At 70.2% G+C, this 11,619-nt stretch carries 10 protein-coding genes; 9 read left to right on the top strand and 1 reads right to left on the bottom strand.

Going from position 1 to position 11,619, the window contains the following annotated elements; all coding sequences use genetic code 11:
* Positions 1–275: 275 nt before the first annotated feature.
* The 7 genes from HMPREF0731_RS05745 to HMPREF0731_RS05715 all read left to right on the top strand — a co-directional run bounded on the left by HMPREF0731_RS05745 (position 276) and on the right by HMPREF0731_RS05715 (position 7,403).
* Positions 276–2,177: a ribonucleoside-diphosphate reductase subunit alpha gene (locus tag HMPREF0731_RS05745; RefSeq protein WP_007003104.1), complete on the top strand. Its 1,902-nt coding sequence runs from the start codon at positions 276–278 to the stop codon at positions 2,175–2,177.
* Between the two features lie 40 nt (positions 2,178–2,217).
* Positions 2,218–2,910, top strand: a complete 693-nt coding sequence (locus HMPREF0731_RS05740) for a hypothetical protein (RefSeq protein ID WP_157135937.1) — start codon at positions 2,218–2,220, stop codon at positions 2,908–2,910.
* A 400-nt stretch (positions 2,911–3,310) separates the two neighbouring features.
* Complete coding sequence (locus HMPREF0731_RS05735; RefSeq protein WP_007003103.1) at positions 3,311–4,342, top strand: ribonucleotide-diphosphate reductase subunit beta; 1,032 nt, start codon at positions 3,311–3,313, stop codon at positions 4,340–4,342.
* Positions 4,343–4,444: 102 nt separating this feature from the next.
* Positions 4,445–5,125, top strand: coding sequence for an SCO family protein (locus HMPREF0731_RS05730; RefSeq protein WP_040612358.1), 681 nt, complete (start codon positions 4,445–4,447; stop codon positions 5,123–5,125).
* 173 nt (positions 5,126–5,298) lie between these two features.
* Complete coding sequence (locus tag HMPREF0731_RS05725) at positions 5,299–5,589, top strand: hypothetical protein (RefSeq protein WP_157135936.1); 291 nt, start codon at positions 5,299–5,301, stop codon at positions 5,587–5,589.
* A gap of 177 nt (positions 5,590–5,766) precedes the next feature.
* Positions 5,767–6,402, top strand: a complete 636-nt coding sequence (locus HMPREF0731_RS05720; protein WP_007003100.1) for a peroxiredoxin — start codon at positions 5,767–5,769, stop codon at positions 6,400–6,402.
* A complete protein-coding gene (locus HMPREF0731_RS05715; protein WP_007003099.1) occupies positions 6,402–7,403 on the top strand; it encodes a cysteine synthase A in 1,002 nt (333 codons plus the stop codon). The genes HMPREF0731_RS05720 and HMPREF0731_RS05715 overlap by 1 nt, the downstream gene beginning before the upstream one ends.
* Positions 7,404–7,434: 31 nt before the next feature.
* On the opposite strand, the gene HMPREF0731_RS05710 is transcribed toward HMPREF0731_RS05715, so the two are convergent.
* Positions 7,435–8,808 (bottom strand): tetratricopeptide repeat protein, encoded by a 1,374-nt coding sequence (locus HMPREF0731_RS05710; RefSeq protein ID WP_169312254.1) that lies wholly within the window; start codon positions 8,806–8,808, stop codon positions 7,435–7,437.
* Between the two features lie 178 nt (positions 8,809–8,986).
* Here HMPREF0731_RS05710 and HMPREF0731_RS05705 point away from each other — a divergent pair, with 178 nt between their 5' ends.
* Together HMPREF0731_RS05705 and HMPREF0731_RS05700 are read left to right on the top strand one after the other, a co-directional pair.
* A complete protein-coding gene (locus HMPREF0731_RS05705) occupies positions 8,987–10,528 on the top strand; it encodes an acetolactate synthase large subunit (protein WP_007003098.1) in 1,542 nt (513 codons plus the stop codon).
* Positions 10,529–11,271: 743 nt separating this feature from the next.
* Positions 11,272–11,577 carry a YciI family protein gene (locus tag HMPREF0731_RS05700; protein WP_007003097.1) on the top strand — a complete coding sequence of 102 codons (306 nt, stop codon included), beginning with the start codon at positions 11,272–11,274 and terminating at the stop codon, positions 11,575–11,577.
* Positions 11,578–11,619 lie beyond the last annotated feature (42 nt).

The following is an 11,619-nucleotide window of genomic DNA, read 5'->3' as shown; positions in this document are numbered from 1 at the left end:
GGCGGGGGCGGCGGCGGCTGGTGAGTCGCGCCGCCAGGCCGGGCCGGGCGAGGAAAATGACGCCGCGGCGAAGCCCCGGCGGCCGCGGTGGATAACCCCCGCATCCCCCGGATTTTCCGAGAGTCGCGGCCTTCACGGCCTGTGAACGGAACGCCTGTAAAGCAAATTCTGGGGGGCAAACCTGCATCCGACCCACCAGATATGGGTTGAAGCAGCGAGCGGGGCGGTGCAAATCTCCGCCCCGCAGCCCACACCGATATCAGGGATTCTCCGCCGTGCTCGATGCCGTTCACCTTGCCGATGACATCCAGCTCGCGGGGCATGGCCAGGTGCGCGTGGACCGCTCGCGCGACGCGCTGCTGACCGATTTCGGCAAGGCGACGCTCGACGACCGCTACCTGATGCCCGGCGAATCCTACCAGGACCTGTTCGCCCGCGTGGCCTCGGCCTATTCGGACGACAGCGCCCACGCCCAGCGCATCTACGACTACATCAGCAGGCTGTGGTTCATGCCGGCGACGCCGGTGCTGTCGAATGGCGGCACCACGCGCGGCCTGCCGATCTCCTGCTTCCTGAACGAGGCGAATGACAGCCTGAACGGCATCGTCGACCTCTGGAACGAGAATGTCTGGCTGGCCTCCAAGGGCGGCGGCATCGGCTCCTACTGGGGCAATCTCCGCTCGATCGGCGAGAAGGTCGGGCAGAACGGCAAGACCAGCGGCATCATCCCCTTCATCCGCGTGATGGACAGCCTGACGCTGGCGATCAGCCAGGGCTCGCTGCGCCGCGGCTCGGCCGCCGTCTACCTGCCCGTCTCGCACCCCGAGATCGAGGAGTTCATCGACCTGCGCCGCCCGACCGGCGGCGACCCGAACCGCAAGGCGCTGAACCTGCATCACGGCATCCTGGTGCCGGACGCCTTCATGCGCGCGGTGGAGGCCGATGAGGAATGGGCGCTGACCTCGCCCAAGGATGGCGCGGTGGTGCGCAAGGTCTCGGCGCGCGGCCTCTGGATCCGCATCCTGATGGCGCGCATCGAGCAGGGCGAGCCGTACATCATCTACTCCGACGCGGTGAACAACGCGCGCCCCGAGCACCAGAAGCTGGCCGGGCTGGAGGTGAAGACCTCCAACCTCTGCTCCGAGATCACCCTGCCCACGGGCCGCGACCAGCATGGCAAGGAGCGCACCGCGGTGTGCTGCCTCTCCTCGCTGAACCTCGAGACCTGGTTCGAGTGGAAGGACGATGCGCGCTTCATCCCCGATGTGATGCGCTTCCTCGACAACGTGCTGCAGGGCTTCATCGACGACGCGCCGGACAGCATGGCGCGCGCCAAGTACAGCGCGATGCGCGAGCGCTCGGTCGGCCTCGGCGTGATGGGCTTCCACTCCTTCCTGCAGGCGCAGAACGTGCCGTTCGAGAGCGTCATCGCCAAGGTCTGGAACAAGCGGATGTTCAAGCACATCCGCGAGCAGGCCGACCTGGCCAGCCGGCTGCTGGCCGAGGAGCGCGGGCCCTGCCCGGATGCCGCCGAATACGGCTTCATGGAGCGCTTCTCGAACAAGATGGCGATCGCGCCCACCGCGTCGATCTCGATCATCTGCGGCGGCGCGAGCCCGGGCATCGAGCCGATCGCGGCCAATGTCTACAACCACAAGACGCTGTCCGGCTCCTTCATCGTGCGCAACCCGTATCTGAAGAAGGTGCTGGCCAAGCACGGCCGCGACGATGACGAGACCTGGACGACGATCACCGTCAACAAGGGCTCGGTCAGCCATCTCGACTTCCTGGACGAGCAGGAGAAGGCCGTCTTCAAGACCGCCTTCGAGCTGGACCAGCGCTGGGTGGTGGAGCACGCGGCCGACCGCACGCCCTATATCTGCCAGAGCCAGTCGGTGAACCTGTTCCTGCCGGCCGACGTGCACAAGCGCGACCTGCACCAGATCCACTTCCAGGCGTGGAAGAAGGGCGTGAAGTCGCTCTACTACTGCCGCAGCCTGTCGATCCAGCGCGCCGACGCGATCAGCGAGAAGGTCGCGGTGCAGCCGGAGCTGGGCTTCGCCGCCGCCACCAGCATCGACGCGGTGCTGCCGGTGCCGCCCGCCCCGCGCGTGCGGGCCGTGGCCGGCGAGGGCGGCAACGGCACCGATTACGAGGAATGCCTGGCCTGCCAGTGAGCCGGCCGGCGCGGCCGCCCTGGTCGTCCCGTTCCCCCGGATGTGCCCCCCTCCCGGGCTGCGCTGGCTGCGTTGGGCCGGGGTGGCGGCCGGGCTTGGCTTCCTCCTCTCCCTGCCGGTCTACGCGCCCGGGCTGAGCGCGGCGCTGCTGCTGGCCAGCGCCCTGCTGCTGGGCCTCGGGGCGCGCCGGCGCCTCGCCGCGGCAGGGCTGGTGCTGCTGTCGGGCGGCGTTCTGCTCGCGGCGGGGTTCGGCACCACCACCGGCTATTTCTGGCTGAACCGCCCCCGGCTGGAGGCGCTGCTGGCCGAGATCGCCGCGCTGCCCGCCATCACCTCGCTCGAACTCGGGCAGGAGGGGGAATGGGTCACGCCGGAGGGCGAGCGGCGTCGCTATGACAGCTACCGCTTCCTCAACGGCCAGGCGGTGACGCAGCATCGCCGGCAGGTGGCGCCCGGGGCCGCCCAGCCGGTGCGGCATGAGGCCGACCTGCTGCGCGAGCTGGGCGTGCCGCCGGCACGCTATCTCGCGCTGCGGGCGTCGCTGCATCGGCTGTCGCTGTCCGGCTTCGATCGCGGGCCGCAGGGCGAGGTGGTGCTGAACCAGCCGAGCCCCGGCGGCACGCCCTGGGTCGCCGGCCTGCTGCACCGCCCGGCGGACGGGCCGCCTGCGGCCGAGCGGGTGATGGAGCGGCACCGGCTGGCGCCGCGCTGGTTCTGGGTGGTGCGCGGCTGACGCCGTGGCGAGCCGAAAATCAACATGTTGTGGACATTTCGCGCAAGCACCGCCGGATGTTGTGGATGGCCGGGGAAATCTGCGCCCGGCTTCCTTGCGCCCGGCAGGGCGCCCCCATATGGTGGCGGCCACCCCAGCAAGGCGGAGTTTTTGCCGTGAGACAGCGAATCGGACAGCAGGCCAGGGGCCATTCCCTTCCGCCCGTCCGGCCGCTCCGCTAGGCTCCGCCCGCCGCTGATCCCCCTGTCCTGCCGTCCCGGCAGGCGGGCCGCCCAACCGCCAGGGGCCTGCCCCTGGAAGCCGCGCCAGGATCCTGACCGGATCCTGCCACCCCTTTCCATGGTTCCGCCCCGCGGCGCGCCCGCCGCGGCGGGGCCATGCCCGATCGCCGGAGAGCCCGATGTCCGACACCGCCGCGCCCGAGAAGATGGACCTTCTCACCGCCAACCCGGTCTACAAGCCCTTCCGCTACCCCTGGGCCTATGACGCGTGGATGACGCAGCAGCGCGTCCACTGGCTGCCGGAAGAGGTGCCGATGGCGGATGACGTCAAGGACTGGCAGAAGAACCTGACCGAATCCGAGCGCAACCTGCTCACCCAGATCTTCCGCTTCTTCACCCAGGCGGATGTCGAGGTGAACAACTGCTACATGAAGCATTACAGCCAGGTCTTTAAGCCGACCGAGGTGCTGATGATGCTGTCGGCCTTCTCGAACATCGAGACGATCCACATCGCCGCCTATTCGCATCTCCTCGACACCATCGGGATGCCAGAGACCGAGTACCAGGCCTTCCTGAAGTACAAGGAGATGAAGGACAAGTACGACTACATGCAGTCCTTCTCGGTCGAGAACAAGACCGAGATCGCCAAGACGCTGGCCGCCTTCGGCGCCTTCACGGAAGGCCTGCAGCTCTTCGCCTCCTTCGCCATCCTGATGAATTTTCCGCGGTTCAACAAGATGAAGGGGATGGGCCAGATCGTCTCCTGGTCGGTGCGCGACGAGACGCTGCACTGCCTCTCGGTGATCCGCCTGTTCCGCACCTTCATCCAGGAAAACCCGGAGATCTGGACGGAGCAGCTGAAGGCCGACCTGGTGGAGATCTGCACCACCATCGTCGAGCACGAGGACGCCTTCATCGACCTGGCCTTCGAGCTGGGCGGCGTGCAGGGCATGGAGCCCGAGGATGTGAAGCAGTACATCCGCTTCATCGCCGACCGCCGCCTGCAGCAGCTGGGCCTCGAGCCGCATTACGGCACCGAGAAGAACCCGCTGCCCTGGCTGGACGAGATCCTGAACGCCGTCGAGCACATGAACTTCTTCGAGGGCCGCGCGACCGAGTATTCCAAGGCCTCCACCGCCGGCACCTGGGAAGAGGCCTTCGCCGACGGCGTCTTCGCCGACAAGCAGCCGGAAGGCCAGATCTTCCGCTGAGGGTCCGGGCGGGGGAGGGCGCCTCCCCCGCCGCGCCGCCCAGGGTTCCCCCCTGGGCCGCGCCCCCTCCCCAGCGGCGGGGGATGGCGCTACATGGGCGGCATGCAACGCCTTGTCCGCGCCCTCGTCCTCCTCCTCCTCCTCGGCCTTGGCGCCCTCTGGGCGCTGGCCTGGTTCGGCCGGCAACCGGGCGAGGCGTTGGGCGATGCCTTCCTGCGCCAGGTCGCCCGCCTCACCGGGCAGGAGGCGCCGGTGCCGGTCTCGGCCGGCGGCGTGCAGTTGCCGCAGGGCGTCACGCTCGGCGGACCCTTCAGCCTGGTGAACCAGGAGGGCCGCGCCGTCACCCAGGCGGATTTCCAGGGCCAGCTGATGGTGGCCTATTTCGGCTTCACCTTCTGCCCCGACGTCTGCCCGACCGAGCTGGGCAACATCGCCTCCGCCATGGAACTGCTGACGCCGGAGCAGCAGGCGCGCGTCACCCCCGCCTTCTTCACCATCGACCCCGAGCGCGACACGCCGGAGCAGATGAAGCTCTATGTCGGCAATTTCCATCCGCGCATGGTCGGCCTGACCGGCACGCCGGAGCAGGTGGCCGAGACGGCGCGCCGCTTCCGCGTCTACTACAACAAGGTGCAGCGGCCGGAGATGTCGGAATACCTGATGGACCACTCCTCCTACATCTACCTGATCGGCCGCGACGGGCGCGTCGTCACCCTGCTGCGGCCGAACAGCAGCCCGGAGGCGATCGCCGAGGCGGTGCGCGGGCAATTGGCGGCGCGCTGAGGCCCGCCTCGCCGGCGGCGCGCCACGCGGCCCGCCGGCTCGATCAGAGAGGTTGTTCACAGATCTGTGCAGAACGTCTCGGCTCGGTTAGGTTGGACGCATCTGGGCCCGGGCGAGGCATCATGCTTCGTCCCGCCAGGCGATTCTGCGCCGGAGCAAGGAGTGGCATGAGCATGGCGGAAGATGTGTCCGAGGTCCGTCCGGCCCCGGAAGCGGTGCGTCCCGCCCCGGCCCCCGCGGCCCCCCGCCACACGCGGCGCCTGTCCGACAAGATCCTGATCGCCTTCCACCAGGCCTGTGACCAGGGCGATTTCGAGGTGGCCGAGGAGCTGCTGCGCATCCTGGAGCGCATGGTGACGCGCCGCCAGGCCTCGCCCGACACCAACCGGCGCAAGAACATGGAAACGCTGGTGGCGGCGCATGAGCGGCTCTGGCTGTTGCGCCACCCGCAGGCCGGCAATTGAGCCGCGGCCGGGCCGGCCTGGCCCGGCCTTCGCTATAATTACAGATAGTTTTCGTGATTTTATCGCCCGGCCCCGGCTGGCCTCCTGGCCGGAAGCGCCGCCGCCACGCCGGCGCCGGCCATTGACATACGATACGGAATCGCGATTTCCTCCAGGGCAATAGCCAGGAGGAGTGCCATGACCATCCAGCTCGGGCAGATCGCCCCGGATTTCACGGCCGAGACCACCGCGGGCCGCATCCGCTTCCATGACTGGGCCGGCGAGTCCTGGGTGGTGTTCTTCAGCCACCCCAAGGACTTCACCCCCGTCTGCACCACCGAGCTCGGCGAGGCCGCGCGCCTCAAGCCCGAATTCGACAAGCGCGGCACCAAGGTCATCGGCCTTTCGGTCGATGCGCTGGACCGCCATGCCGGCTGGGAGGCGGACATCGCCGAGACCCAGGGCGCCGCGGTGAACTTCCCGATGATCGCCGACCAGGACCGCAAGGTGTCCGAGCTGTACGGCATGATCCACCCGGAGGCCGATCCCTCGGTCACGGTGCGGGTGGTCTATGTCATCGATCCCGCGAAGAAGGTGCGGCTGTCGCTGACCTACCCGCCCTCCACCGGCCGCAACTTCGCCGAGATCCTCCGGGTGCTGGACAGCCTGCAGCTGACCGACAGGCACAAGGTGGCGACGCCGGTGAACTGGCAGCCCGGCCAGCGCGCCATCATCGTGCCCTCCGTCTCCGACGAGCAGGCGAAGGAGCGTTTCCCGCAGGGCTGGGAGGCGCAGAAGCCCTATCTGCGCTGGGTGGAGCTGAAGGACTCCTGATGCCCGCCGCCATCGCCGACGGCTTCTGGGGCGCGGTGGGCAACACCCCCCTGATCCGGCTGAAGCGCGCCTCCGCGGAGACCGGCTGCGAGATCCTGGGCAAGGCCGAGTTCATGAACCCGGGCGGCTCGGTCAAGGACCGGGCCGCGCTCGGCATCCTGCAGGATGCGGTGGAGCGCGGCCTGCTCACCCCCGGCCAGCCCGGCACGGTGGTCGAGGGCACCGCCGGCAACACCGGCATCGGCCTGGCGCTGGCCGCCAATGCGCGCGGCTGGAAGAGCGTCATCGTGGTGCCGGAGACGCAGAGCCGCGAGAAGCTCGACTTCCTGCGCATGATCGGCGCCGATCTGCGGCTGGTGCCGGCCAGGCCCTTCGCCGACCCCGGCAACTACGTCCACGTTTCCCGCCGGCTGGCGGAGGAGCTGGGCGCGGTCTGGGCCAACCAGTTCGACAATTTGGCCAATGCCCGCGCGCATGAGCAGACCACCGGCCCGGAGATCTGGGCGCAGACGGCGGGGAAGATCGACGCCTTCACCTGCGCCTGCGGCACCGGCGGCACGCTGGCCGGCATCGCCCGCGCGCTGAAGGCGCGGAGCGACAAGGTCCGCATCGTGCTGGCCGACCCGGAGGGCAGCGCGCTCGCCCCCTGGGTCAGCCATGGCGAGGTCAAGGCGACGCCGGGCAACTCGATCACCGAGGGCATCGGCCAGGCGGCGCGGGTGCCGGGCAATTTGCAGGGCGCGCCGATCGACGCGGCCGAGACCATCCCGGATGCCGAGGCGCTGCGCTGGGTCTTTTCCCTGCTCATCGAGGAGGGGCTGTCGGTGGGCGGCAGCGCCGGGCTGAACGTCGCCGCCGCCGTGCGCGTGGCCAAGGCGCTGGGGCCGGGGCATACGGTGGTCACCATCCTCTGCGATGGCGGGGCGCGCTACCAGTCCAAGCTGTTCAACCCCGATTTCCTGCGGGAGAAGGGGCTGCCCGTGCCGGGCTGGCTGGCCTGAGGGCGGCATGGCCGGGGCGGGGCAGGGTGCCTCAGCCCGGCCCGCCCAGCGCCGCCTCGATCTCGCGCAGCAGGCGGCGGTAATCGCCGCGCGGGGTGCGGCGCAGCGCCGCCTGGGCGCGCGGCAGCGCCTCCTGCCAGCGGCCGAGCCCGGCCAGGGCGCGCGCCACCATGTGCAGAGCCTTGCCCGACTCCGGGTCCAGGCGCAGCGCCTGCTCCCCGCTGGCCAGCGACTCCTCGACCCGCCCCAGCCGCCATTGCAGCCCGCCGAGGAACAGCCAGTGGTCCAGCTTGCGCGGCTCGGCCTCGGCCAGCCGGCGGGCCAGGGCCAGGGCCGGCTCGGCCTGGCCATCCTGCTCCAGCAGCTCGGCGCGCAGCCTGTGGTAGCCGATATTGGGCGGGTCGAGGGCCAGCGCCGCGTCGATCGCCGCCAGCGCCTCGGCCAGCGCCCCCTGCTGCCGCAGCTGCCGGGCCAGGGCGTGGTGCAGCGTGGCGTCGCGCGGCTGCAACGCCACGGCGTGGCGTAGCTCGGCCAGCCCGGCCTCCGCCTCGCCCAGCTGCGCCAGCGCCTCGCCCAGAAGGCGGCGCAGGGCCGCATTGGCGGGGCGCAGCGCCACCGCCTCCTCCAGCAGCCGCCGCGCCACCGTCCAGCGGCCGCGCTGGCCCAGCGCCTGCGCCAGGTTGGACAAATAGGAATGCGATTGCCGCCGCTGCGCCCCCCAATGCCGCGGCGGCAGCCGGTCCTGCTCGATGAAGTCCAGGATGGTGCGCTTCAGCACCCGCATCTCGGCCAGGATGGTGATGGTCGGGTGGCCGAACCAGCGCTGCCGGATCAGATGGCCGCGCGGCAGATGCGGCGCGATCTCGCGCTCCACATAGGCGCGGTCGAAGGCGCTGCACGGATCGTAGGTGATCAGGTGCGGCCCCGGGGCGCGCGCCAGCATCGGCGCCAGCCTGCCATGCCGGAAGGCGACCCCCTTGCGCAGCGTGTCGCGGTTGACGACCTGGCGGCGATACGCCGGGTCGATCGAGGCCAGCGGCGAGAAGGCGATGATCCGCGCCCCCACTGCGCCGGCGAAATAGGCCGCCGCATAGGCGCCCATGCTGGCGCCATAGGTGTAGATGCGCACGTAACGCCGCGGCAGCCCCTCGACGATGCGGGCGACATCCTCCGGCGCCAGATCCTGGTACCAGTTGTCATGCGTCTTGCGCACCGCCAGCACGTCATAGCCGGCGCCGATCAGGAACTTCTCGCCGAAGCCCAGCGTGTCCGCGCTGTCGGCGTTGTACATGGCGTCGAAGGTGATGACGAGGACCGGGGATTCCCGCTTCGGCGTGCGCTGGTAATAGACCCGGCTGTGCTCCGCCTGGTGAAGTCGCTCTCTCGGCACCCGTGATCCGTCCATGCTCCTGGCGCCATTATGGGTGGCGGCCGGGGCAGCGTCCATCAAGGCCCGGCGCCGGGCTCCGCACAAGCGCGCGGGCATTTATCTGCGCGCCGCATCGCCAGGCGATACGCCCGCCCTTGGCCGCGCGCCGCTTTGGCGGCAGGCTCGCGGCCGAGACCGTGAGGGAGAGACGCCGGTGAACGGAGCCGAAAGCCTTGTGCACACCCTGCTGAAGAGCGGGGTCGACACCTGTTTCGCCAATCCCGGCACCAGCGAGATGCATTTCGTCGCCGCGCTGGACCGGATCCCCGGCATGCGCTGCGTGCTGGGGCTGCAGGAGAACATCGTCACCGGCATGGCCGATGGCTATTGGCGCATGGCCGAGAAGCCGGCGGCCACCCTGCTGCATTGCGGCCCCGGCCTGGCGAACGGCCTGGCCAACCTGCACAACGCCCGCCGCGCCCGCAGCGGCATCGTCAATGTGGTGGGCGACCAGGCGACCTATCACCGCCCCTATGACGCGCAGCTGACCGCCGACACCGAGGGCTGGGCCCGCCCCGTCTCCGCCTGGGTGCGCACCGCGACCGATGCGAAGCGCGTCGGCGCCGATGCCGCCGTGGCGGTGCAGGCGGCCCGCACCGCGCCGGGGCAGATCGCCACCCTGATCCTGCCCGCCGACACCGCCTGGAACGAGGGCGCCGCCCCGGCCGAGGCGCTGCCGGTGCCGGCCATCCCCGCGCCCGATCCGCATGCGGTCCGCGTCGCCGCCCGCACGCTGCGCGAGAAGAAGAACGTGCTGATCCTGCTGGGCGGCATGGCGCTGCGCGGCGAGGCCCAGGCGCTGGCCTGGCGCATCGCCCAGGCCACCGGCCAGAAGGTGCTGGCCGAGATGTCCAACGCCCGCGTCGAGCGCGGCCGCGGCCGCATGCAGCTCGAGCGCGTGCCCTATCCGGTCGACATGGCGATCGAGGCGCTGAAGGGCTTCGAGCACCTGATCCTGGTCAACGCCAAGGCGCCGGTCGGCTTCTTCGCCTATCCGAACAAGCCCAGCATCCACTACCCCGAGACCGCCTCGGTGCATGTCCTCTCCCGCTACGAGGAGGACGGGCTGGCCGCGCTGCGCGCCCTGGTGGACGAGCTCGGCGCCCCCGAGGCCGCCATCCCCGATCCCGGCCCGCGCCCCCAGGTGGGCAAGGGCGCGCCGACGCCGGAGGGCCTGGCCCGCACCGTGGCGGCGCTGATCCCGGAGGGCGGCATCGTCGCCGATGAGAGCGTCTCCTTCGGCCGCGGCTTCTACAAGGAGACGCATGCGGCGCCGCCGCATGACTGGCTGCACATCACCGGCGGCGCCATCGGCTGCGGCATGCCGCTGGCCACCGGCGCCGCGATCGGCGCCGGCGGGCAGCGCCGCGTCATCAACCTGCAGGCCGACGGCTCCGGCATGTACACGCTGCAGGCGCTGTGGACCCAGGCGCGCGAGCGCCTGCCGGTGACCACCATCGTGCTGGCCAACCGCAAGTACCAGATCCTGCTGGGCGAGTATCAGGGCGTCGGCGCCAATCCGGGCCCGACGGCGATGAGCATGCTCGACCTCGGCAACCCGGATCTCGACTGGTGCAAGCTGGCCGGCGGCATGGGGGTGGAGGCCGCCCGCGCCACCACGCTGGAACAATGCGCCGACCTGCTGGCGCAATCCTGCAACCACCAGGCCCCCTTCCTCATCGAACTCATGATCTAGTTCTTGCCAGCGGCCGGTCAGGGCCGGGACAGGGGGTGCTGCACGGCGCGCTTCCGCTCCGGCCCGGCGGCTCAGGTGGCGCCGCGCCGCCTGCGGCGTCCCGCCTCTCCGGGAGATTGCGGCAGCCGGAAAAAAGCCGGGGTGAGGGCCGTGGTGCCTTTGCCCCGGCTTTTTCGATTCTGTCCGCGTGGACTGGCTGCCTCTCCGGGGCGGCGAACTGCCGCCGCGCGCGGGGCAGTGCCGCCTGTCTCCTGCAAGTTATTGTTTTTGAACAGAAAAATTCGGATACCGCGCCGCGTTGCCCGGCCCGGCGGCGACGGCGCGCGGGCACACGGAAAAAAGAGGACAGGACAGGTCCGAAAAGGATTGACGGCGAAAGGGGGCTGCTATTAATTGCGAATAACTCGCAGTTGCAGCGAAGCCAGACGGAAGCGCGGTTCACTACCGTCCCACCGCGTCACCGGATCCCGCATTCTCCCCGGGTTCCATCTGGCCTCGACAGCAGCGGGAACCGGTCATGGCCTGCAGGGGAGGCCAGGGCCGGGAGCGGGCCGGGGGATCGGATGTCGCGAACCATCCGATCAGCCGTGCGGCACCTGAAGGGGGACGCCGCCGGCGGACTGATTTTGCACGCGGGCAGGGCGTGCAAACCCCGGCCCGCGCCCCCTTCCTCCGGGAAGGGCTGGCGCGGACCGATCGCTGGGCTAGGCTCGCGCGGTCAGGAAACACCAAGGAAAATCCCCATGCCCTACATCATCGAGACCTGGGACAAGCCCGACAGCCAGGCGCTGCGCCAGGCCACCCGCGCCGAGCATCTGGACTGGCTCGACTCGCAGGTGGAGAAGCTGCTGGCCTGCGGCGCCAAGCTGAAGGATGACGGCAGCGATGCCGGCGGCGGCGTCTACGTCGTCGATGTCGAGACGCGCGAGGCGGCCGAGGCCTTCATCGCCGCCGACCCCTTCACCAAGGCCGGGCTGTTCGAGCGCATGCAGATCACCCGCTGGCGCAAGGCGTATTTCGACCGCAAGTCGCACCTGCCGCCGCGCTGAGGCGCCTCAGGCCGCCGCCCCGGCCTCCGGCCCGGGGCGGTG

Origin of the sequence: Pseudoroseomonas cervicalis ATCC 49957 (assembly GCF_000164635.1) — a bacterium.
GTDB classification, from domain to species: domain Bacteria; phylum Pseudomonadota; class Alphaproteobacteria; order Acetobacterales; family Acetobacteraceae; genus Pseudoroseomonas; species Pseudoroseomonas cervicalis.
The sequence above is the reverse complement of the archived record's forward strand: the minus strand, read 5'-3'. Positions and strand labels throughout refer to the sequence as shown.